Annotated in this window: 23 protein-coding genes and 1 tRNA gene; 10 read left to right on the forward strand and 14 right to left on the reverse strand. The window is 76.3% G+C overall.

Annotated elements, in window-relative coordinates:
• Positions 1-88 precede the first annotated feature (88 nt).
• Positions 89-1,099 carry a glucose-6-phosphate dehydrogenase (coenzyme-F420) gene (gene fgd / locus ACUN9U_RS13895; RefSeq protein WP_445485594.1) on the forward strand — a complete coding sequence of 337 codons (1,011 nt, stop codon included), beginning with the start codon at positions 89-91 and terminating at the stop codon, positions 1,097-1,099.
• A gap of 47 nt (positions 1,100-1,146) precedes the next feature.
• Here the strand turns inward: fgd and ACUN9U_RS13900 are convergent, their stop codons facing one another.
• The gene (locus ACUN9U_RS13900) at positions 1,147-2,550 is read right to left on the reverse strand and encodes a heparan-alpha-glucosaminide N-acetyltransferase domain-containing protein (RefSeq protein WP_445485595.1); all 1,404 of its coding nucleotides are present in this window, start codon (positions 2,548-2,550) and stop codon (positions 1,147-1,149) included.
• A gap of 35 nt (positions 2,551-2,585) precedes the next feature.
• Entirely contained in the window at positions 2,586-3,644 is a 1,059-nt protein-coding gene (locus ACUN9U_RS13905) for a LacI family DNA-binding transcriptional regulator (RefSeq protein WP_445485596.1), read from the reverse strand.
• Between the two features lie 226 nt (positions 3,645-3,870).
• Here ACUN9U_RS13905 and ACUN9U_RS13910 point away from each other — a divergent pair, with 226 nt between their 5' ends.
• The 4 genes from ACUN9U_RS13910 to ACUN9U_RS13925 all read left to right on the forward strand — a co-directional run bounded on the left by ACUN9U_RS13910 (position 3,871) and on the right by ACUN9U_RS13925 (position 8,013).
• Entirely contained in the window at positions 3,871-5,184 is a 1,314-nt protein-coding gene (locus ACUN9U_RS13910) for an ABC transporter substrate-binding protein (protein WP_445485597.1), read from the forward strand.
• Positions 5,181-6,134 carry a carbohydrate ABC transporter permease gene (locus ACUN9U_RS13915; protein ID WP_445485598.1) on the forward strand — a complete coding sequence of 318 codons (954 nt, stop codon included), beginning with the start codon at positions 5,181-5,183 and terminating at the stop codon, positions 6,132-6,134. The genes ACUN9U_RS13910 and ACUN9U_RS13915 overlap by 4 nt, the downstream gene beginning before the upstream one ends.
• Positions 6,134-7,060: a carbohydrate ABC transporter permease gene (locus ACUN9U_RS13920; protein WP_445485599.1), complete on the forward strand. Its 927-nt coding sequence runs from the start codon at positions 6,134-6,136 to the stop codon at positions 7,058-7,060. Before ACUN9U_RS13915 ends, ACUN9U_RS13920 begins: the two co-directional genes overlap by 1 nt.
• 71 nt (positions 7,061-7,131) lie before the next feature.
• Positions 7,132-8,013, forward strand: coding sequence for a hypothetical protein (locus ACUN9U_RS13925; protein WP_445485600.1), 882 nt, complete (start codon positions 7,132-7,134; stop codon positions 8,011-8,013).
• Positions 8,014-8,122: 109 nt separating this feature from the next.
• On the opposite strand, the gene ACUN9U_RS13930 is transcribed toward ACUN9U_RS13925, so the two are convergent.
• Positions 8,123-9,031: a VOC family protein gene (locus ACUN9U_RS13930; RefSeq protein WP_445485601.1), complete on the reverse strand. Its 909-nt coding sequence runs from the start codon at positions 9,029-9,031 to the stop codon at positions 8,123-8,125.
• Positions 9,032-9,081: 50 nt separating this feature from the next.
• Positions 9,082-9,810 (reverse strand): SDR family oxidoreductase, encoded by a 729-nt coding sequence (locus ACUN9U_RS13935; RefSeq protein ID WP_445485602.1) that lies wholly within the window; start codon positions 9,808-9,810, stop codon positions 9,082-9,084.
• Between the two features lie 122 nt (positions 9,811-9,932).
• Here ACUN9U_RS13935 and ACUN9U_RS13940 point away from each other — a divergent pair, with 122 nt between their 5' ends.
• The gene (locus tag ACUN9U_RS13940) at positions 9,933-10,439 is read left to right on the forward strand and encodes a MarR family winged helix-turn-helix transcriptional regulator (RefSeq protein ID WP_445485603.1); all 507 of its coding nucleotides are present in this window, start codon (positions 9,933-9,935) and stop codon (positions 10,437-10,439) included.
• A 7-nt stretch (positions 10,440-10,446) separates the two neighbouring features.
• On the opposite strand, the gene ACUN9U_RS13945 is transcribed toward ACUN9U_RS13940, so the two are convergent.
• Both ACUN9U_RS13945 and ACUN9U_RS13950 read right to left on the reverse strand, forming a co-directional pair.
• Positions 10,447-11,082, reverse strand: coding sequence for an HAD family hydrolase (locus ACUN9U_RS13945; protein WP_445485604.1), 636 nt, complete (start codon positions 11,080-11,082; stop codon positions 10,447-10,449).
• Positions 11,083-11,129: 47 nt separating this feature from the next.
• Positions 11,130-11,975, reverse strand: a complete 846-nt coding sequence (locus ACUN9U_RS13950) for a HEAT repeat domain-containing protein (protein ID WP_445485605.1) — start codon at positions 11,973-11,975, stop codon at positions 11,130-11,132.
• Positions 11,976-12,109: 134 nt separating this feature from the next.
• Between ACUN9U_RS13950 and ACUN9U_RS13955 the strand changes: the two genes are divergently transcribed.
• Positions 12,110-12,541 carry an NUDIX hydrolase gene (locus ACUN9U_RS13955; RefSeq protein WP_445485606.1) on the forward strand — a complete coding sequence of 144 codons (432 nt, stop codon included), beginning with the start codon at positions 12,110-12,112 and terminating at the stop codon, positions 12,539-12,541.
• A gap of 5 nt (positions 12,542-12,546) precedes the next feature.
• Here the strand turns inward: ACUN9U_RS13955 and ACUN9U_RS13960 are convergent, their stop codons facing one another.
• From ACUN9U_RS13960 to ACUN9U_RS13970, 3 genes are read right to left on the reverse strand one after another with little or no spacing between them, the layout of a single operon-like run.
• Positions 12,547-13,167 (reverse strand): hypothetical protein, encoded by a 621-nt coding sequence (locus tag ACUN9U_RS13960; RefSeq protein ID WP_445485607.1) that lies wholly within the window; start codon positions 13,165-13,167, stop codon positions 12,547-12,549.
• A complete protein-coding gene (locus ACUN9U_RS13965; RefSeq protein WP_445485608.1) occupies positions 13,157-13,519 on the reverse strand; it encodes a hypothetical protein in 363 nt (120 codons plus the stop codon). Before ACUN9U_RS13965 ends, ACUN9U_RS13960 begins: the two co-directional genes overlap by 11 nt.
• 46 nt (positions 13,520-13,565) lie before the next feature.
• Positions 13,566-14,399, reverse strand: a complete 834-nt coding sequence (locus ACUN9U_RS13970; RefSeq protein WP_445485609.1) for an oxidoreductase — start codon at positions 14,397-14,399, stop codon at positions 13,566-13,568.
• Positions 14,400-14,520: 121 nt separating this feature from the next.
• On the opposite strand from ACUN9U_RS13970, the gene ACUN9U_RS13975 reads away from it, so the two are divergent.
• Positions 14,521-15,486, forward strand: coding sequence for a hypothetical protein (locus ACUN9U_RS13975; protein WP_445485610.1), 966 nt, complete (start codon positions 14,521-14,523; stop codon positions 15,484-15,486).
• A gap of 127 nt (positions 15,487-15,613) precedes the next feature.
• Positions 15,614-16,348 carry a hypothetical protein gene (locus ACUN9U_RS13980; RefSeq protein WP_445485611.1) on the forward strand — a complete coding sequence of 245 codons (735 nt, stop codon included), beginning with the start codon at positions 15,614-15,616 and terminating at the stop codon, positions 16,346-16,348.
• 76 nt (positions 16,349-16,424) lie between these two features.
• Here the strand turns inward: ACUN9U_RS13980 and ACUN9U_RS13985 are convergent, their stop codons facing one another.
• On the reverse strand, positions 16,425-17,594 hold the full coding sequence (locus tag ACUN9U_RS13985; protein WP_445485612.1) for a PrsW family intramembrane metalloprotease: 1,170 nt from the start codon (positions 17,592-17,594) through the stop codon (positions 16,425-16,427).
• Between the two features lie 158 nt (positions 17,595-17,752).
• Here ACUN9U_RS13985 and orn point away from each other — a divergent pair, with 158 nt between their 5' ends.
• A complete protein-coding gene (gene orn / locus ACUN9U_RS13990; protein ID WP_445485662.1) occupies positions 17,753-18,316 on the forward strand; it encodes an oligoribonuclease in 564 nt (187 codons plus the stop codon).
• Between the two features lie 7 nt (positions 18,317-18,323).
• Here orn and ACUN9U_RS13995 read toward each other — a convergent pair whose 3' ends face one another.
• The 4 genes from ACUN9U_RS13995 to ACUN9U_RS14010 form a co-directional block, all read right to left on the reverse strand.
• Complete coding sequence (locus ACUN9U_RS13995; protein WP_445485613.1) at positions 18,324-18,512, reverse strand: hypothetical protein; 189 nt, start codon at positions 18,510-18,512, stop codon at positions 18,324-18,326.
• Between the two features lie 150 nt (positions 18,513-18,662).
• Positions 18,663-18,738: transfer RNA gene (locus tag ACUN9U_RS14000), tRNA-His, on the reverse strand.
• Positions 18,739-18,771: 33 nt separating this feature from the next.
• Positions 18,772-19,440 (reverse strand): FMN-dependent NADH-azoreductase, encoded by a 669-nt coding sequence (locus tag ACUN9U_RS14005; RefSeq protein WP_445485614.1) that lies wholly within the window; start codon positions 19,438-19,440, stop codon positions 18,772-18,774.
• A 50-nt stretch (positions 19,441-19,490) separates the two neighbouring features.
• Positions 19,491-20,438 carry an aminotransferase class IV gene (locus tag ACUN9U_RS14010; RefSeq protein ID WP_445485615.1) on the reverse strand — a complete coding sequence of 316 codons (948 nt, stop codon included), beginning with the start codon at positions 20,436-20,438 and terminating at the stop codon, positions 19,491-19,493.
• Between the last annotated feature and the right edge of the window lie 45 nt (positions 20,439-20,483).

Here is a 20,483-nt window from a genome sequence, read left to right on the forward strand (position 1 = left end):
CCCCTGACACGGCGCTGACTCCCTTGATCGTCGGGGAGGGTGGGGGGCTGACCTCGCAGGCGAGGCTGGCACGGACGAGGATCGAGGCATGAGTGATGCGCGTCGCGAGCTGAAGCTCGGCTACAAGGCGTCCGCCGAGCAGTTCGACCCCGCCCAGCTGGCCGACTTCGCCGTGCAGGCCGAGGAGTCGGGCCTGGACTCGGTGTGGATCTCCGACCACTTCCAGCCGTGGCGCCACGAGGGCGGCCACGCCCCAGCCGCGCTGAGCTGGCTGCCGTGGGTGGCCGCGAAGACCTCCCGCGTGCAGCTGGGCACCTCGGTGCTCACCCCCACGCTGCGCTACAACCCCGCCGTCATCGCGCAGGCCTTCGCCACCCTGGGCTGCCTGGCGCCGGGGCGGGTCATCCTCGGCGTCGGCACCGGCGAGGCGCTCAACGAGCACGCCGTCGGCGCCGCCTTCCCCGAGACCAGGGAGCGCTTCGCCCGGCTGCGCGAGGCCGTCCGCCTCATCCGCGCGCTGTGGACCGAGGACCGGGTGACCTTCGAGGGCGACTACTACCGCCTGCACGACGCCACCGTCTACGACAAGCCCGAGCAGCCCGTGCCGGTGTTCATCGCCGCCGGCGGGCCGGGGGTGACCAAGTACGCCGGCCGCGCCGGCGACGGGTACATCTGCACCTCCGGCAAGGGCATGGACCTGTACTCCGAGACGCTGCTGCCGGCGCTGCGCGAGGGCCTGGAGGCCTCCGGGCGCACCGAGGCCGACATCGAGCGGACCATCGAGGTCAAGCTCTCCTACGACCGCGACCACGAGCGCGCGCTGGAGAACACCCGGTTCTGGGCGCCGCTGTCGCTGACGCCGGAGCAGAAGTCCCAGGTGCACGACCCCGTGGAGATGGGCCGCCTGGCCGACGAGCTGCCCATCGAGCAGGTGGCCAGGCGCTGGATCGTCACCGACGACCCCGCCGAGGTCGCCGCCGCCGTCAAGGGCTACGTCGACGCCGGCTTCGACCACCTGGTCTTCCACGGCCCCGGGCACGACCAGACCCGCTTCCTGACGCAGTTCACCGAGGACGTCGTCCCGCTGCTGCGCGGCTGAGCCGCGGGGGCCCGAGGACGACGACGGGGCGGGCGCGCCGCCGGGGCTCAGGCCCGCGCGGCGCGCCCGGCCGCCCAGGAGACCAGCCGCTCCAGGGGGCCGCGCCCGGCGAGGCGCCCCCACAGCGGGCACACCACCAGCGCGGTGCCCGCGAAGAGCGCCCACAGCTGCCAGCTGCCCGCCAGCCAGCTCTGCCCCTCCTGCCCACCGCCCTGCGCGTCCAGCCCGTCCCACGCCAGGTGGGAGGTGAGCGCCAGGGCCACCGCGTGCACGCAGTACGCCGTCAGGGGCATCGCGCCCACCGCCGCCACCGGCGCGACCAGCCAGCCCGCGCGCCGCCGCGCCAGGGCAGCGGCCAGCCACAGGCAGCCGCCGAGCACGGCCAGGGCCACGCCGCCGCTTCCGAGCACCTCGGGCGTGGTGGCCGAGTGCGCCTGCGCCCCGAGGAACTGGTCGGCGGTCAGCGCGCTGCGCCAGCCCCCGCCCTCCTCGCCCGGCACGGGGGTCCCCTGGGTGCCGTCGGGGTTGAAGGCGCTGGGCCCGTCGTCAGCGGCGCAGTACACCGCGCCCTCCGACCAGCGCTGGCAGGTGGAGCCGGTCACGTCCACGCCGGCGCCGGGGACCAGGCCCGGGCCGGAGCTCGACGACGAGCCGTCCCACGCCAGGTCCGACCCCGCGCCGACGGCGGCCGGGTCGGCGGAGGGCACGGCCTGCGTCACGGCCCAGGAGGCGCCGTAGCCGAGCACCGCCAGCGCGACCCCGCCCACCACGAGGGCCCGGCGCACCCGCGCCGCGCCCAGGTCGCAGCGCCCCACCGCCAGCCCCGCCAGCACGAACGCCGCCCACACGAGCACCGGGTAGGGCCCCTCCAGGGCCAGCGCCCCCAGCTGGCCGCCGTACCCGAGCCAGCTCGAGGCGCCCTCGGCGGCCTGCAGCAGCACGCGCAGGGACGGCGCCAGGAGGGCGACGGCCGCGGCGGCCAGCAGCAGGCGGCGGGGTCGCCAGCGCAGCACGGGCACGCACAGCACCAGCAGCACGGCGTAGTGCTCGAGGATCACCGCGACGGGGGTGCTGACCAGCTGCAGCAGCCCGCCGAGGCCGAACAGGCAGGCCGCGCGGACCAGCACCCGCACGCGCGCGGCCACCACCTCGCCGTCGCCGGGCGGGGTGGTCCGCCCGGTCATGAGCGCCACCGAGACGCCGGCGAGGGTGGCGAAGAGGATCGAGGAGCGGCCGTGGACCACCCCGCCCCAGGTGGCGGGGTCGGCGGCCAGCAGGGTGGGGGCGGCGGCGGCGTGCGCGGCGAACATGCCCAGCACGGCGACCCCGCGCGCCAGGTCGACCCCGGCCAGCCGGACCCGCGGCGCCGCGCTCGTGCCCGCAGCGGTGCCGTGGTCGCTGCCGTCGGGGCGGGGGGCCGGCAGCAGCGCCTCGGCGCCCGTCGTCGTCACGCGCGCACGCTAGTGACCGGGCGGGGCGCCGGCCGTCAGCCCGCGGGCTGACGTCCCGGCGTGTCGCGCCGGCCGGCGGTGGACTCCCGCTCCACCACCCGGGCGGGGGCGACCACGTCGCGCGGCTCGGCGGCGGGGTCGGCGATGCGGCGCACCAGCAGCCGCACGGCGGCCTCGGCCATCTCCTCGTGGCCGGGGTCGACACTGCTCAGCGAGGGCACGCTGAAGCGGGACTCCTCCACGTCGTCGAAGCCGATGACGCGCACGTCCTCGGGCACCCGCACGCCGCGGTCGGCCAGGGCGCGCAGCACCCCCAGGGCCAGGGTGTCGGTGGCGCACAGCACGCCGTCGACGTCGGGGTGGGCGTCGAGCAGCTCGTGCCCGGCGCGCCACCCGTCGGCGATGGTGGAACCGGTGTAGACCGACGTCGTGGTGACGCCGCTGACCCGCCGGACCTCGGCCGCGAAGCCGCGGGCGCGCTCGACGAAGGCGGCGCCCTCGGCGAGGGCGTGCTCGGCGGAGCCGTCCAGGGCGTCCAGCGGCGGCGCCCCGACCACGGCCAGGCGCCGGCAGCCGCGCGCGAGCAGCACGCGCGTGGCGGCTGCCGCTCCCTCGGTGTTGGCCATGCCGACCCTGTCGACGGTGCGGTGCAGCTGCTGCTCGCCGAGGACGACCAGCGGCAGGCGGCCGGCGAAGGTGCGCAGCTCCGCCTCGGACAGGCCGATCGGGGAGAGCACCAGGCCGTCGTAGGCGGCCACGCGGCTGTCGCGGAAGACCGAGGCCTGCCGCTCCCAGGTCGCGCCGGTGTCCTCGACCACGGCGGCCAGGCCGGCCTCGGCGAAGCGGCGGACCAGGCGGCCGCACAGCTGGGCGTAGTACTGGCTCTCCAGGGTGGGGACGACGACGCCGACCACACCGGTGCGCCCCTGCCGCAGGCTGCGCGCGGCGGTGTTGACCTGGTAGCCGAGGCGCTCGACGGCGCTCATCACCTTGACGCGCGTCACCTCCGAGACCGGGCGGGTCCCCGACAGCGCGTTGGAGACGGACATGGGCGACACGCCGGCCGCCGCGGCGACGTCGCGGATGGTGACCACGTGCAGAGCCTCCCCTGTCGTCGTCGTCCTCGGCACACCGCACCGGCACCTTGACGGCGCGCGGGCCGTGCAGTTCTATATCGATACAGCACCTATATCGATACACGCTCCTGATCTGCAGATCAAGACGCTCGACGACGAGCACCCGGCCCGGCGACGACGACGCGGCCCACCGCCGCACCGACCCGCACGGCTGCCCGCGTGCCCCCGACTCCAGGGGAGACCCGTGAGAAGCACCGCCCCACCCCCGCCCCGCCCCGCGGACGGCCGCGCGCACCCCTCGCGCCGGCAGGTCCTCTCGTACGCGCTCGCCGGCCTCGGCGCCGCGGCGGCCGCCAGCGCCTGCGCCCCCCAGGCGCCGTCCGGGCCGCGCGACTTCACGTTCTGGTCCTTCACCGGCATCGGGCAGAAGGACGACGTGGCGCGCTACATGGAGGCCAACCCCGGCGTCACCATCAAGCTCACCGAGGTCGGCAGCTCCCAGGAGACCGCGCAGGCGCTCACCACCGCCATCGCCGGCGGCGAGGTGCCCGACCTCGCGCTCGTGCAGGCCGCCGACCTGCCCAAGTTCGCCCTGTCCCCCGACAACTTCGTCGACTACCGCACCCTGGGCGGCGACGACGTCGGGTCGCCCTACCTGGACTGGGTCATCGCCCAGGCCACCACGCGGGGCGGGCAGGTGATCGGCATCCCCACCGACGTCGGCGGACTGGCCGTGGCCTACCGCAAGGACCTCTTCGAGGCCGCGGGGCTGCCGACCTCGCGCGAGGAGGTCAGCGCGCTGTGGCCTGACTGGCCCAGCTTCATCGAGACGGGCCGGCGCTACACCGAGGCCACCGGCAGCCCCTTCGTGGACAACGCCGCCACCTCGGTGTTCTTCCAGGCGCTCGGCCAGGTCAGCGAGCAGTTCTACGACGCCGACGGGGAGTACGCCTACACCAACCCCCAGGTGCGCCAGGCCTTCGACTGGTCCCTGGACGCCCTGGAGGCGGGCATCTCCGCGCGCGTGGACTCCTTCGGCAGCGCCTGGAACGCCGGCATCGCCCGCGGCGCCTTCGCCGTCACCTGCTCACCGAGCTGGATGCTCGGCACCATCAAGTCCCAGGCACCCGACCTGGAGGGCCAGTGGGACCTGGCGACCATCCCCAACGGCATCGGCAACTGGGGCGGCAGCTACCTGGCCATCCCCGCCGCCGCCGAGCGCAAGCAGGCCGCCTGGGAGTACGTGCGCGACGTGCAGTCCCCGGCCAGCCAGCTGCAGCACTTCCTGGACGCCGGGTCGCTGCCCACGACGCCGGAGAACTACTCCCGGCCCGAGCTCGCGACCGCGACCGACCCCTACTTCTCCGACGCGCCCACCGGCGCGATCTTCACGAAGGCGGTGCTCGACATCACCCCGTTCCCCGTCGGCAGGTACACGGCCGAGATCGGCACCGAGCTGCAGAACGCCATCAAGGCCGTCGAGCTGAGCGCCGCCGACCCGGCGCAGGCGTGGGCCAAGGGCGTGCGCAACGTCGAGATCGTGGTGGGCGACCTGTGAGCGCGACCCTGACCCCGCAGGCCTCGCGGGTCACCCGCGGGACCACCGCCTCCCAGCCCGTCGAGAGCCGCTGGGAGCGCCTGGCGCCCTACGGCTACGTCGCGCCCTTCTACCTGCTGTTCGCCGTCTTCGGGCTGTTCCCGCTGCTGTTCACCTTCGTGGTGGCGCTGTACGACTGGAACCCCATCGGCGAGCGCACCTTCGTGGGGCTGGACAACTTCGTCCGGCTCGGGGAGGACCCGCGCTTCTGGAACGCGCTGCGCAACACCTTCAGCATCTGGGTCCTGTCCACGGTCCCGCAGCTGCTCATCGCCCTGGTGCTCGCGCAGGTGCTCAACAAGGCGCGGCTGCGGTGGGCGAACTTCTGGCGGATGTCGATGCTCATCCCCTACATCACCTCGGTGGCGGCGACCACCATCGTCTTCGCCCAGCTCTTCGACCGGGACTACGGCCTGCTGAACTTCGTCATCGGGCTGCTGGGCTTCGAGCACATCGACTTCAAGAACACCGTGCTCGGCAGCCACGTGCTCATCGCCGTCATGGTGACCTGGCGCTGGTTCGGCTACACCACGCTGCTCTACCTGGCCTCGCTGCAGGCCGTGCCGCGCGACCTGTACGAGGCGGCCTCGGTGGACGGCGCCGGGGAGGTCAAGCAGTTCTTCACCATCACCCTGCCCTCCCTGCGCCCGGTGATCATCTTCACGGTCATCACCTCGACCATCGGCGGGCTGCAGATCTTCACCGAGCCGCTGCTGCTGCAGCCCACCTCGGGCACCACCTGCGGCGCCGAGCGGCAGTGCCAGACGCTGTCGCTGTTCCAGTTCGAGCAGGGCTTCGGCGTCTTCAACTTCGGCTACGGCTCCGCGATCGGCGTGGCCCTCTTCGCGATCATCGTGGTGGTCGCGCTCGTCAACTACCTGCTGTCCAGCCGTGTGGGGAGGCGTGCCTGATGGCGCAGCTCGCGGAGTCCGCTCAGACCGCTCCGGCCGCCGGGCGGCCCGGGGCACCGGGACGGCGGCGCGAGCCGCGCCTGGACAGGGTGCCCCGCTCGCGCCAGGTCGGGCGGGTGCGCTGGTACACCTACGCCGTCCTCACCCTGGCGGCGCTGGCCTGCCTGTTCCCGCTGTACTGGATGTTCGTGGTGGCCTCGGCGGGCACCGCGGCCGCCGCCGAGATGCCGCCGCGCGTCGTCCCCGGCGGGCGGCTGCTCGTGGTGACCCAGCTGGTCTTCGAGACCATCCCGTTCCTGCGCTCGCTGCTCAACAGCCTGGTCGTGGCGGGGCTCATCGCGGTGGGCCAGGCGTTCCTGTGCGCGCTGGCCGGCTTCGCCTTCGCCAAGCTCAGCTTCAAGGGGCGCGACCCGCTGTTCCTGCTGCTGGTGCTGACGATGACGGTGCCGGCGTCGCTGTCCGTGATCCCCCAGTACATGATCATCGCTCAGCTGGGGTGGGTCGACTCCCTGCAGGCGCTCGTCGTGCCGGGCCTGGTCAGCGCCTTCGGCATCTTCTGGATGCGCCAGCACATCTCGGCCACCATCGACGACCAGCTGCTGCAGGCCGCCCGCGTCGACGGCGCCAGCAGCTGGCAGATCTTCACCCGCATCGCCTTCCCCATCGTGCGGCCCGCCGCCTTCGTGCTGGGGCTGCTGGGCTTCGTCAACGCCTGGAACGACTTCCTGTGGCCGTTCATCGTGCTGAAGTCGCCGGAGGTCTACACCGCGCAGATCGCCATCAAGGCGCTGCAGTCCAACCTCACGGTCGACCTCGGGCTGGCGATGGCCGGCTCCTTCCTCGTCACCATCCCGCTGCTCGTGCTGTTCGCGTTCTTCGGCCGCCAGATGGTGTCCGGGATCATGGACGGCGCGTTCAAGGGCTGACGCCTCCCCCGCTCCCCCACGCCCGCTGCAGCACCTCGGCGGCCCGCAGACGCACCCCACGGAGCACCACCATGACGAACACCCCTGTCGACGAGGCACCGCTGTCGGCGGAGCAGGTCGAGCAGTTCCTGGCCACCGGCGTCGTCGTCGTCGAGGGCGCCTTCGACCCCTCCACCCAGCCACCGGGCTGGGTGGAGCGGGGCTGGTCGCGCCTCGGCGTGGACCCGGACGACACCGCCACCTGGACGCGCCCGCGCGTGCACCTGCCCACCGAGCAGCGCGTCGACGCGGCGCAGCTGGCGCCCCGCGCGCACGCCGCGGCCCTGCAGCTGCTCGGGCACACCGAGGCCGACCCGCGCGTGGACCTGCCGTGGGAGTGGGGTGACGGCTTCATCGCCAACCTCGGCGTGGGGGCGGACCGCCCGTTCGACCCGCCCTCGCCGCAGGTGCCGGGGTGGCACAAGGACGGCGACTTCTTCCGCCACTTCCTGGACTCCCCCGAGCAGGGGCTGCTGACCATCGTGCTGTGGACCGACGTGCTCCCCACCGGCGGCGGCACGTTCGTGGCCACCGACTCCGTCGGCGTGGTGGCGCGCCACCTGGCCGAGCACCCCGAGGGGCTGCTGCCCGAGCAGCTGCAGGAGACCCCGCTCATCAGCCGGTGCCGCGAGTTCACCGAGATGACGGGCAGGGCCGGCGACGTGGTGCTCATGCACCCGTTCACGCTGCACGCGACCTCGCAGAACGTGCTGCGCGCGCAGCGGCTCATCACCAACCCGCCGATCGCGCTGCGCGAGCCGATGCGCTTCGACAGGCCCGCCGACGGCACGGCCGGTGCGCACTCGCCCGTGGAGCAGGCTGTGCTGCGCGGGCTCGGGGTGGACTCGTGCGCGTTCGGACCGACCGCGCCGCGCGAGGCCGTGGTGCCCGAGCGGCTGCGCCGCGCCTCCTGACCCCTCCCCTCCGTGGGCGCAGGGTGGCCCCGGTCCCGTAGGTGTGGACCAGGGCCACCCTGCGCCCACCGGGGACGGGACCGGATCCGCCCAGCGCGGAGCGGCGCGGTCAGGCGGCGGCGCTGACCTCGAGCAGGCTCCTCCAGGGGTCCTCGAAGCGCAGCGTGCGGCCGTCGTCGCGGACGTCGACGCCGGCGGCGCGCAGCCGGTCGACCAGGGCGTCGAGGTCCGCGCGTCCCGGCAGCACCAGCGACACCTGCCCCAGGCCGAGGGTCGCGGCGCGGGCACCGGCGCCGCGGCTCTGCCAGGTGTTCATGGCCATGTGGTGGTGGTAGCCGCCGGCGGCCACGAACAGCGCGCCGTGCCACTCGGCGGTCACCTCGAAGCCGAGGGTGTCGACGTAGAAGGCGCGGGCGGTCTGGACGTCGCCGACCTTGAGGTGCACGTGACCGACCTCGGCGGAGCCCCCGGCGGGCTGGTCGAGGGGTGCGGAGACGTGCTCGCGCAGGAAGGCGTTCGGGTCGAGCGGGGCGTTGTCCATGACCACGCGCCCGGCCTGCCAGTCCCACTGCTCGCGCGGGCGGTCCCAGTACAGCTCGATGCCGTTGTCCTCGGGGTCGGTGAAGTAGAACGCGTTCGACACGAGGTGGTCGGCGGAGCCGACGTAGCGCGAGCGGGGGTGCTGGGCGGCGCGGGCCACGGCGTCGGCGAGCCCGGCGCGGTCGGGGAAGAGCAGCGCGGTGTGGAACAGCCCGGCCTCGCCGCGCTTTGGCGCGGGCAGTCCCGGCGTGTGGACCAGGACGACGAGCGGCGTGGTCCCCCGCCCGAGCACGGCGTGCTGCGCCCGCGAGGTCCCCGGCGAGGCCAGGTCGACCGCGGTGCGGGCGACGGCGCCGTCCAGCTCGGTCAGGCCGAGGGCGTCGCGGTAGTACGCGGTCATGCCCGGCAGGTCGGCGACGTGCAGCGTGACGGCGTCCATGGTGGTGGCGCCGGGCAGGAGCAGCTCGCTGGTGGTCATGGGAGGTCCTCCGGGGACGTCGAGGGGTCGTGGAGGGTGGTGCGAGGGCGTCAGAGCAGGCCGAGGGTGGCTCCGCCGTCGACGGCCACGGCGGTGCCGTTGACGAAGGCGGCGGGCTCGGAGCACAGGAAGGCGACGACCTTCCCGAAGTCCTGCGGCGTCCCGGTGCGGGCGCCGGCGGGCACGCCCCGCTCGAGCAGCCGGTCGGTGGCGTGCAGGCCGGGGCAGACCAGGTTGATGGTGGTCCCGCTCGCGGCGACGTCGGCCGCCGCCGTCTTGGTCCAGGCCCACAGCGCGGTGCGCGCGGTGTTCGACAGGGCGAGGTCGCCGATCGGCTGCTTGACGCTCGCCGAGGCGATGAACACCACACGCCCCCACCCCCGCTCGGCCATCACCGGCACAGCAGCCCGGGCCAGGCGGACCGAGGCCAGGGCGTTGGTGGTGAAGGCGGCGAGCAGCGCGTCGTCGTCGACGTCGAGGGCGCGCCCACCGGGCGGGCCCCCGGCGTTGCCGACCACGGCGTCCAGGCGCCCCCACCGCTGCAGCGCTGCGTCGACCAGGCGCTGCGGCAGGTCGGGGTCGGTCATGTCACCGGGCACCGCGTGCGCCTCGCCCCCGGCGGCGCCGACCTCGGCGACCAGCTCCTGGAGCAGCGGCGCGGTCCGGGCCGAGACCAGCACGCGCGCGCCCTCGGCGGCCAGCGCGAGCGCGCTGGCGCGGCCCAGGCCCTTGGAGGCGGCGGTGACGACGGCGACGCGGCCCGAGAGTCCGAGGTCCATGCGGTCAGGCTCCTCCCGGGGACGGCCTGGGGTCCAGGGCCCGGTCGTTGACGCTTCAACTGGTACCTCGACCGTAGCACCGGGAAGTTGTCGCGACAACCAGTGCGGGGCACGATGGTGGCGTGGACGTCCCCTGGCTCGACAGGACCCAGCTGGCGGCGTGGGTGCGCCTCGCCGCGCTGCTGGAGGTGCTGCCCGGCACCCTGGACGGCCAGCTGCGGCGCGACGCGGACGTCACGCTCTTCGAGTACTTCGTCCTGGCGATGCTCTCGGAGTCACCGACCCGCTCGCTGCGCATGAGCGAGCTGGCCGCGCAGACCAGCGCCACCCTCCCGCGCCTCTCGCACGTGGCGCGGCGGATGGAGGCGCGCGGCCTGGTCGAGCGGCGCGCGGTCCCCGAGGACGGGCGCGCCACCGCCGCCGTCCTCACCGGTGCCGGGCTGGAGCGCATCGAGCAGGCCGCACCGGGGCACGTGCGGGCCGTGCGCGAGCACGTCGTCGACGTCCTGACCCCCGAGCAGCTGGCGCAGCTCACCGGCATCACCGACGCCCTCCTGCGCCACCTCGACACCGGCGGCGCGATGGCGGCGATGTACCGCCGCTACGACGACGACGCCGGCAGGGGCTGACGGCGCGTCAGGCGGGGAGCACGCCCACGCCGACCAGGTGCTGGCGCGCGTCGTCGGCGCCCCGCCAGACGTGGGCGCGCCACCCGCGGGCGAGCGCGGCCTCGACGTTGACGGGCCTGTCGTCGAAGAACAGCAGCCGCTCCCCCGGCAGGCCCAGCGCCCACTCCACGGCCGCGTAGATCGCCGGGTCGGGCTTGGCGACGCCCTCGGCCGCGGAGAAGACCAGCGCGTCGAAGGGCCGCGACCACGCCGAGGCGCGCACCACGCCCTCCATCGAGGCGGGCGCGTTGGACAGCACCGCCAGGCGCAGGCCGGCGGCGCGCACCGCGGGGACGACCTCGTCGAGCAGGTGGGCGGCGCCGGTGCCCAGGGTGGCCCACTGGCGGGCGTCGAGGGCGTCGAGCTCCTCGGCGCGGGCGCTGAGGTCCAGGCCGAGCCCGGCGCCGACGGCGTCCCAGTACTCGGCCAGCGGGCCGCCGAGGTCGTAGGCGTCGCGCGGGTGCCAGTACACGCGGTCGACGTCCTCGACGGGCAGCCCCAGCGCCGCGGCGACGGACGGCACGGCCCCCTCGGGCGCGGCGAGCACGCCGCCGATGTCGAAGACCACGGCGGCCACGGACGGCGGCTGGGGAGCTGTCAGCACGCCGCGACGCTACCCAGCGCCCCGCGAGCACGGCTCGCGCCGCCCGCTCAGTCCCCCGGCAGGGCGGCCGCCAGCTGGCCCAGGGCGGAGCGCTCGAGCAGGTGCTCCAGGGCCGCCGGGTCGCCGTCCAGGCGGAGCGCCACCTCCTCGAGCACCTGGCGCGCGCGGTGGGGGGCGACGTCGAGCACGGCGTCGAGCTGCTCCCACGCGGCCACCGACCGGCCCGCCGGGCGGGCGTGCGCGCGGGCGCGGCACAGGTCGGCCACGCCGTCGAGCAGGTCGTCACCCACGCCGTCGGGGTCGGTCAGGCGCACCACGGCCTCGACGACGTCGAGGTCGGCCGGGTCGGCGTCCTCGTCCGCGAGCCAGGCCTCGGCGTGCGCGCGCACGGCCTCGTGCAGCGAGGGGTCGCCGAGCGCGCCGGCGGCCTCCAGCACCAGGCGCGGCGCCGGCGCGCCGGCGCCGCCGAGCGCGGCGCCCACGGCGGTGAGCGCCCGCGGGTCGCGGCGCTGGGCCAGGCCGAGCAGCGCCTCCTCGCGGACGTCGAGGTCGTCGTCGTCCAGCCGGGCGGCCAGGGCGTCGCACAGCCCGGGGGCGTCCTGGTCGCGCCACGTGGTGGCCAGGGCGAAGCAGGCGGCCTCGCGGGCCCCGGCGTCGTCGTCGCCGGCGAGGCGCGCCAGGGCGCTGACCAGCTCCGGCGCCGGGCCGCCGGGGCCGTGCGGCAGCAGGGGAAGGCGCTCGGCGAGCGCGGCGCGGACGCCGGGGTGCGGGTGCTCGGCGAGGGCGACCAGGACGTCGACGGCGCCGCCGGCGCTCGGGCGCAGGGTGCGCAGGAGGGCCTCGAGCGGCCTCCCCGGGACGACGTCGGCCAGGGTCAGCTCGGGCGCACGCACGCCCGCATCGTCTCCTGCGCCCCACCCGTCACAGCGCTCCGCCACGCTGAGTGACGGCCACGGGGTGTCACTGAGGGGGTCCACCGCGCGCCCGGCCTCCCGTCCCCGGACCCGGGTCGCCCTAGCGTGGCGCCGTGGACACCCGCATCGCCGCGTACGCCGTCGTCGTCGCCGAGCACGAGGGCCGCCCCAGCCTGCTGCTGGCGCACTGGAACGAGCAGGGCCGCCACGGGTGGACCCTGCCCGGCGGCGGCATCGACCCGGGGGAGCACCCGGCGGACGCCGCGGTGCGCGAGGTGCGGGAGGAGACCGGCTACGAGGCGTCCCTCGACGGGCTGATCGGCGTCGACTCCGTGGTGGTGCCCTCCGAGCACCGGCTGCGCACCGACCGCGGGCCGCTGCACGCGCTGCGCGTCGTCTACCGCGCGCACGTGGTCGGCGGGGCGCTGCGCGACGAGGTCGGCGGCAGCACCGACGCGGCGGCCTGGGTGCCCCTGGAGGACGTCGACGCGCTCGAGCGCGTGGAGCTGGTGGACCTGGGCCGCCGGCTCGCGGGCCTGGTCTGAGGGCCTCAGCCGGAGCGGCGCGCGGCGCGGAACGGGCCGTCAAGGGGCCCGTCGTCGGCGACGTCGTGCGGGGCGTCCTCGACGCCGGGGGGCTGGGGCTGGTGGGCGCCGGCGCCGCGGCCCGCGGCCGCTCCGCCCGGGCGGGCCTCCTCGTCGGCGTCCTGCGCCTCAGCGCCCCGCCCGTCCGGGCCCTGTGCGGTGCGGCGCCGGGTGGGGTCCTCCAGGGGCAGCGTTCTGGCCGCGGCGAGCTCGCGCACCGCCTCGGGGGCCATCCCCCGCAGGAGCAGCACCCGCTGGCCGTCGCGCAGCACGAGGGAGCCCCACCGGTCGTAGGGCCCCTGCACGCGCAGCCGCTCGACCTCGTCCCAGGTGATGAGCCGCCCCCAGCGCGACCCGCTGCCGATGCGCACGCCGGCGCCCTCGACGGCCGTCCCGAGCCGGCGGGGGGCCAGCTGCACCGCCAGCAGCGCCGCCGTCAGCGCGGCCCAGCCCAGGGCGAGCCACCCCCGGCCCTCAACCGCGTGGACGATGGTGTTGTACAGGCCGAACAGGACGACCACCCAGCGCAGGCCGCGGGCCCCGCGGCCCTGGCGCACGAGGTGCTCCACGCGCTCCTCAGGGAGCATCGCGGCCTTCGGCGTAGCGGCGCAGCTCCTCCGACCCGCCTCCGAAGCCCCCCGGGGTGATGGCGCCCCTGTCGCCCTCGGTCCCTCCGCGGGCGCGCTCACCGGCCGCTCGCAGCAGCGGCCACAGCGCCAGCGCCAGGCACAGCACGGCCACCAGCACGCCCGCGAGGGTCATGTCGACCCAGTGCTGCCAGCGCTCCTGCGCGTGCAGCGCCACCGGCCCCTCACCGTTGCCGCTGCGCACGAACGACATCCAGTTGCCGTGCCAGTTCACCGCCGCCAGGAGGCTGCCCAGCGACCACACGAGGGCAGCGAGCAGCCCCGCGCGCACCGCCCGGCTGACCGTCACCACCCCACGAGGGTAGGTGCTGCCGGGCGCGGCGCGGACCGCCCGCGGCTCAGCCCTCGCGGATGTCGGTGCTCTCCGAGACGGCCGCCCACGCCTCCAGCTCGCGGCGGCGGGCCTCGTTGATCTCCCGCGCCGCCTGGAGGGCGTCGCTGCCGAGGAGCAGCAGCGCGGGCGGCTCGGGGGAGGTGACGGCGTCGATGATGGCGCGCGCGGCCAGCTCGGGGTCCCCGGGCTGGGTGCCGTGCACCCTGTCGTTCTCCTTGCGGCGCGCGTCGACCGCGGGGGCGTAGTCGTCGATCACCGTGGAGGTGCCGGTCAGCGACCTGCCGGCGAAGTCCGTGCGGAACCCGCCCGGCTCGACGGCCATGGCGACCAGGCCCAGCGGCGCGAGCTCGGCGCGCAGCGCACCGGTGAGCCCCTCCAGCGCCAGCTTGGTGGCCGCGTAGTAGCCCGACCCCGGGGGGCACAGCTGGGCCCCGATGGAGGAGATGTTGACGACGGCGCCGCTGCGGCGCTCGCGCATGCCGGGCAGCACCGCCTTGGTCATCGCGGTGGCGCCGTGGACGTTGGTGTCGAACAGCGCCCGCACCGCGTCCTCCTCTCCCTCCTCCAGCGCCGAGCGGTAGCCGTAGCCGGCGTTGTTCACCAGCACGTCCACGGCGCCGAAGCGCTCCAGGGCGGCCCCGACGGCCGCGCGGACCTGCTCGGGGTCGGTGACGTCGAGGCGGGCGGCCAGGGCGGTCTGGGGGTGGGCGTCGACCAGGTCGCTGACCGTCTCGGGGTCTCGGGCCGTGACGACGGCGTTCCAGCCGCGGTCCAGGACGGCGGAGGCCAGGGCGCGCCCCAGACCCGTGGAGCAGCCGGTGATGAGCCAGGTGGACATGGCCCCATCCTGCTGGCCCTCCCCCGCGCCGGCCCGCCGACGTCAGCGGCAGGTGGACGGGAGGTGGACGGACGGCGGACCTCAGGTGGCGAGCGGCGAGGCGCCCGACGAAGATCGGAACATGGCTGAGAACACCGCCGGGCGCTCTCGCGCGCCCCAGACCGCTGAGACCCAGAACGCCGAGACCCGGACCGCCGAGACCCGGACCGCTGAGCGCCGGACCACCGGGCGCAAGGACTCCGACGCGACCGCGAGCAGCCCCAGCACGACGGGCGAGGCGGGCGGGCGCACCGACTTCACCCGCATCGCCCTGGAGCGCGCGGCCCGCGCCGCCCACGACGCCGGGGACCAGCGCGAGGCCCTCGCCCGCCAGGTCGAGGAGGCCCGCCGCTCGCTGAAGGCCGCCAAGGCCGAGCGCCGCGAGGCCCGCGCGCAGCTGGCCCTGGCCGAGCGGGGCGTGACCGTGTCCCACAAGGGCCTCAGGTCGCTCAAGGAGCAGCTGGCGGTGGCCACCAAGCACGCCGCCGAGGTGGGCAAGGACGCCGAAAAGGCCGAGCGCGACCACAACGACGCGCTGCGCACGGCGTCCAAGAAGGCCAAGAAGGCGGGCGAGGGGCGCAAGGGCTCGGGCGGGCGCTCCGGTGACGGCTCGGGCGAGGCCGGGCGCGGCGCCGGCGACGGCGACGGCGACGGGCGCACCGCAGGCCGCGGCGGCGGGCTGGCCGCCAAGGCCGCCGACGTCGCGGAGCGGGCCACCGACCGCATCGCCGACGCCGCCAACGACCTCGAGCAGAAGGCCGACGACGCCGCCGCGCGCTCCCGCGAGGACGGCAGCGGGGGTGGCAGCGGACGGCGCACCAGCTCCTCGGGCACCTCGCCGCGGACCCCCGCGCGCCGGGCCGCGCGCTCGCGCACCGGAGCCGGCTCCGCCGCCGGTGCCGGCTCGGGCGCCGCGGCGGGCTCTGCCGCGGGCGCCGACCCCGCCGCCGCCGGCGACACCACCGCGACGGACGCGACCGGCGCACCCGCGGCCCAGCAGAGCGACGGCGCCTTCGACGTCGACGGGCAGGAGCAGGCCCGCGCCTGACGCCGGCTCCGCCCAGCACACCACCGCACCGCGCCCCGCAGCCCGCCCGGGCTGCGGGGCGCGGTGCGTCCGGCGCGTCGCACGGCCAAGGCGGGGCCGGGGCCCCCGGTCCGCCTAGCCTCGGAGGATGCCCCTGACGACGCTCACCGCCGCTCCCCCCACGGCCTCCGGCCGGCGGGCGGCGGTGACCGCGCCGCCACCCGTCCGCCAGGCCTCCGCCCCGCTCTCCGCTGCGGTCCCCGCGCCGCGCGCCGCCGGCGGCGAGCGCACGTCCACCGCCCGCCCGGCGCCGGCCTCCCCGCCCCGCCGCCGCACCCCCGAGGTGGTCGCCCGGGAGGTGCAGGAACACCTGGCCGAGGCGGCGCGCTACGGCCAGCTGCCCGGCCAGGCGGGCGAGGCCGTGCCCGAGCGGCTGCACGCCGCCCTGGGCGAGCTGGTCGAGTCCGCCTTCCCGCACCTGCGCGCGGGCACCACGGACTGGCGCGCGTCCGTGGCGCTCGCGGCGGTGCTCGCCGCCGACGTGCTCGGCCGCTACGCGGCGCCGCTGGCGGGGCTGCCGACGACGTCGACGCCGGGAGCCCGCCAGGGCGTCGCGGCGCTCTCGCGAGGCATCGACGCGCTGCTGGAGGAGGCCGGTGTCGGCGTCGTCGTCGACCTCGACGCGGGGACGGCGGCGTTCCGCGTGCGCACCCCCGCGGGCTCGACACCCTCCTGCGGCCGGGCGGCGCTGCTGGCCACCTGCGCGGTGCTCCTGCACCTGCGCCTCACGCAGCCGCTCGTGCTGGCGGCGCTGGTCACCGAGGGCGGCTCCTGGCTGCCGGTGTGGCGCGCGGCCCGCGACCTGTGGACCGTCGGCGGCTGACCGCCGGGCTGAGCGCCGGGCCGACCGCCAGGCTGACTTCCGGGCTGACCGCCGGGCTGGGCGCCGGGCCGGTGCGTCAGGCGCCGCCGGCTGGCACGAACGCCCTCCGCAGCCGCCACATCGACTGCAGCCCGGCCAGCTCCGCCTCCGCCGCACCGGCCGGCGCCGTGCCGCGCTCCATGCGGTCGCGCAGGAAGGAGACCTCGCTGGCCAGCTCCTGGAAGTCGCGCATGGCCCCCTTGGCCTGCGGCCCCAGCGCCCGCCCGGCCCAGTCGCGGGCGCGCGAGCGCTCGGACAGGGACGCCAGCATGCGCGCCTCCGCGGGGGTGACCCAGCCCGCCTGGGCGTAGCCGGCCAGGTGCCGGCGCAGCACGCGGCCCTCGCGGCTGCGCGCGACGACGGCCACCGCCACGGCCGCCAGGAAGATCGGCACCTGCAGCGCCACGTAGGTGCCGATGAAGCCCTGCAGGCCCTGGGAGGCGGTGAGGTTCCACAGCGCGTGCAGCGCCACCGCCACGCACCACCCCAGCAGGGGCGCGAGGACCTTCACCGCGGGGTTGCGCCGGGAGGCCGCCACGCCGATCCCCACGCCGATGGCGGCGGTGAACAGCGGGTGGGCGAACGGGCTGAACAGGCACCTGACCACGAAGGTCACCGCGGTCACGGTGCCGCCGTCCTCGGCGAAGCTGCGGCCCAGGTACAGGACGTTCTCCACGAAGGCGAAGCCGACCCCGGCCAGCGCCGCGTAGACGATGCCGTCGACCACGCCGTCGAACTCGCGGCGGCGGAACAGCCACAGCAGCAGCACCGCCAGGCCCTTGGTGGTCTCCTCGACGAAGGGGGCCACGAGCACGGCCGCGGAGTCGGGGTTCCCGCCGGCGGCGCGGATGAGCTCCATGGAGGAGGTGTTGAGCACCAGGGACACGAAGGTGGCCACGAAGGCGCCCCAGAAGAAGGCGAACACCAGCTGGCTGGGCGGTTCGTGCTCGTACCTGTCGAGCCACAGGATCGCCGCGACCACGGGCACCACCGGCAGGACCGCCAGCAGCAGGCCCACCCCGAAGCCCGTGATGCCGGTGTCGGTGGCCACGAGCAGCACGCTCAGCAGCCCGCACCCGGCGATGAGCACCACGACGGCGATCCGCACGAGCACCCGGCCGATCCCGGTGCGGCGCGCGCGGCGCTCGGGCAGGTGCAGGTGCGGCTCGCCCTCGCCGCGGAGGACGACGGCCGGCGCGGGCTCCACGGGGCCACGCTAGCCGCGCCGCGGCCGGCCGGCCCCGCGACGGGCCGCGGGCGCGCGCCGGCCGCCGGGGCGGCCCCGGCGCCCCTGAGCAGCGGCTGACTACAGTGAGGCCGGTGGTGAGCCCCTCGGCCGAGCGCATCGTCTGGATCGACTGCGAGATGACGGGCCTCGACCTCGGCGTCGACGCCCTGGTGGAGGTGGCGGTGCTGGTCACCGACTCCGACCTGCAGGTGCTCGACGAGGGGATCGACGTCGTCATCAAGCCCTCGGACGAGGCGCTGGCGCAGATGCGCGACGTGGTCCGCACGATGCACACGACGTCGGGGCTCCTGGAGGAGCTGCCGCACGGCGTGACGCTGGAGGAGGCGGGCCGCCAGGTGCTGGAGTACGTGCGCCGCTTCGTGCCGGAGCCGCGCAAGGCGCCGCTGGCGGGCAACTCGGTCGGCACCGACCGGGGCTTCCTGGCGCGCGACATGCCCGAGCTCGACGAGCACCTGCACTACCGCATCATCGACGTCAGCTCGGTCAAGGAGCTGGCCCGGCGCTGGTACCCGCGCGCCTACTTCGCCGCGCCCGCCAAGGCCGGGGGCCACCGCGCGCTGGCCGACATCCGCGAGTCCATCACCGAGCTGAGGTACTACCGGCAGGCCGTCTTCGTGCCGGACCCCGGGCCGGACTCGGCGACCGCGAAGGCCGTCGCCGAGCGCGTCGCGCGCGGCTGAGCCGGGGTCAGGGGCGCTCGAGCCAGGAGGCCTCGCCCTGCAGCCGCTCGTCGGCCAGGATCTCCTCGGAGTCCGGGCCGTCGGGCTGGGAGAGGTCGACCAGCAGCGACAGCGGCACGCCGCGCCGCAGGAGGTCCATCACGCCCGAGTCGGGCGTGTGCTCGACGACGAGGTCCGGGCCGGGCTGGTGATGCACTGGTGGCTCCTCCCGAGGTCCGCGTCCGTGCGGTGCGTGTCCTTCACGCAGGTCATCGGCAGCGCCGGGGCGGACCTTGGCGGGCGCCACCCGCTCGGGTGAGGGGGCCGGACGCAGAACAGGCCCGGGCGCGGGCCCGGGCCTGTTCGGTGGGGTGAGCGACGGGACTTGAACCCGCGACATCCGCGACCACAACGCGGCGCTCTACCAGCTGAGCTACGCCCACCATCTCGCCGCGCGCACGCGGCTGACGAGGATCCTACAGGCTCGCGCCGGCCAGCTCGCGCGCCAGGGCCGCGGCCTGCTCGTGCGCGGCGGCCCGCTCGGCGCGGGCCCGCTCGGCGCCGGCGGCGAGGGCCTCGACCTCCTCGGACAGCGTCGCGCTGGTGGTGATGACGCGGACGTCCATGCCGAGGGCGTCACCGAGCACGATGCGCAGCGGCGGCACGGCGTGGTCCCAGTCGGCGGTGGGCGTGCCGGGGTCGTACGTCCCGCCGCGGCTGGTGACGACGACGGCGGTGCGCCCGGCCAGCGGCTGGGTGTCGTGCCCGGGGAAGGCGGTGGTGGTGCCCGGGACGTGGACGTTGTCGAGCCAGACCTTCAGCGTGGAGGGCAGCGAGTAGTTGTAGAGCGGGCAGCCCACGAGCAGCACGTCGGCGGCCAGCAGCTCCTCGAGCAGCCGGGCCTGCAGCGCCTCGGCGGCGGGGTCGGGGCTGGAGCCGGCCGGGCGCAGCGGGGGCGCCCAGTGCAGGGCCGGGTCGAGCAGGTGCGGCAGCGGCTCGGCGACGAGGTCGCGGTGGTGCACGGTGTGCTGCGCGCCCGCCTCGCGCCAGGCGCCGGCGAAGGTCGCCGTGATCTCGCGCGAGCGCGAGGCGCCGGGGCCGGAGGCGGGACCGATGGAGGAGTCGAGGTGCAGCAGGTGCGGCATCGGGCCATCCAACCCGGTGCCTGCGCCGCCCGGTGCGCCGAGGGTGGCGGTCAGAAGCCGGCGAGCCCGGCCAGCTCGGCGGCCAGGGCCGCGGCCTCGGGGTGCTGGCTGACGGGCTCGCCGTCCAGCCGCACCACCCGCACCGGTCCGCGCACGGCGCTGGTGAGCAGCACCACCCGGGCGGCGCGCAGGTCGGCGAGGGTGCCGGTGGTCTCCTCGGCCCGCCAGCCCGCGCGGCGGGCGCGCTCGAAGAGCAGGTGCTGGGTGGTGCTGCCCAGGATGCCGTTGTCGCCCGGCGCCACCGTGCGCAGCAGCCCCGGCTCGGGCACCCACAGCACCGAGGCGGTCGGGGCCTCGAGCAGCGACCCGTCGGCGGCGGTGAACAGGGCGTCGTCGGCGCCGCGCCGGGACGCCTCGCGCTGGGCCGCGGTGTGCACGGCGTAGGAGAGCGTCTTGACACCGCCCAGCAGCCACGGCGCGCCCGCGAAGGCGTCCGGTGAGTACCCGCGGGTCATGGAGGCCACCGAGACGCCCTCGCGGCGCGCCCGCAGCGAGCCGGCGTCCAGCGCGCTGACGGTGACCACCACGGTCGGCACGGGCGCTGCGCCCGCGGGCACGGGCCTGCCCCGGGTGACCGACAGCTTCACCGCCGCCTCGACGGCCACCACCTCCTCCTCCGCCTCCCCGGTGCCCCGGGCCCCCCGCCCGCCGTCCGCCCACGTGCGGGCGGCCAGGTCCAGCGCGCGCGCCCAGGGAGCGGCGTCGTCGGGCAGGTCCAGGGAGCGGGCCGAGCGCTGCAGGCGGGCCAGGTGCGCCTCGAGGTTGGGGACCGCGACGGCGCCGCCCTCCCCCGCGGCGCGCACGAGGCGCAGCCCCTCGAAGCACCCGTCGCCGCGGGTCAGCCCGAGGTCGTCGGCGGCCACCACCGGCTCGTCGACCCCGACGACGGCGGGCGCGCGGCCCTCAGCGGCGACGACGACGACGAGCAGCGCGGACACGGGCGAGCACGCTACGCGCGCCGCCTGCGGGCGCCGCCCCCACCC

This window comes from Quadrisphaera sp. KR29 (assembly GCF_052644995.1).

What these genes read in the sequence shown, in the direction of transcription:
- ACUN9U_RS13975 (WP_445485610.1), top strand. Translation starts at nt 14,521, where the DNA reads ATGGCTGAGAACACCGCCGGGCGCTCTCGCGCGCCCCAGACCGCTGAG.
- ACUN9U_RS13925 (WP_445485600.1), top strand. Translation starts at nt 7,132, where the DNA reads ATGACGAACACCCCTGTCGACGAGGCACCGCTGTCGGCGGAGCAGGTC.
- ACUN9U_RS13980 (WP_445485611.1), top strand. Translation starts at nt 15,614, where the DNA reads ATGCCCCTGACGACGCTCACCGCCGCTCCCCCCACGGCCTCCGGCCGG.
- ACUN9U_RS13920 (WP_445485599.1), top strand. Translation starts at nt 6,134, where the DNA reads ATGGCGCAGCTCGCGGAGTCCGCTCAGACCGCTCCGGCCGCCGGGCGG.
- fgd (WP_445485594.1), top strand. Translation starts at nt 89, where the DNA reads ATGAGTGATGCGCGTCGCGAGCTGAAGCTCGGCTACAAGGCGTCCGCC.
- ACUN9U_RS13935 (WP_445485602.1), bottom strand. Translation starts at nt 9,810, where the DNA reads ATGGACCTCGGACTCTCGGGCCGCGTCGCCGTCGTCACCGCCGCCTCC.
- ACUN9U_RS14005 (WP_445485614.1), bottom strand. Translation starts at nt 19,440, where the DNA reads ATGCCGCACCTGCTGCACCTCGACTCCTCCATCGGTCCCGCCTCCGGC.
- ACUN9U_RS13970 (WP_445485609.1), bottom strand. Translation starts at nt 14,399, where the DNA reads ATGTCCACCTGGCTCATCACCGGCTGCTCCACGGGTCTGGGGCGCGCC.
- ACUN9U_RS13930 (WP_445485601.1), bottom strand. Translation starts at nt 9,031, where the DNA reads ATGACCACCAGCGAGCTGCTCCTGCCCGGCGCCACCACCATGGACGCC.
- orn (WP_445485662.1), top strand. Translation starts at nt 17,753, where the DNA reads ATGACGGGCCTCGACCTCGGCGTCGACGCCCTGGTGGAGGTGGCGGTG.
- ACUN9U_RS13960 (WP_445485607.1), bottom strand. Translation starts at nt 13,167, where the DNA reads ATGCTCCCTGAGGAGCGCGTGGAGCACCTCGTGCGCCAGGGCCGCGGG.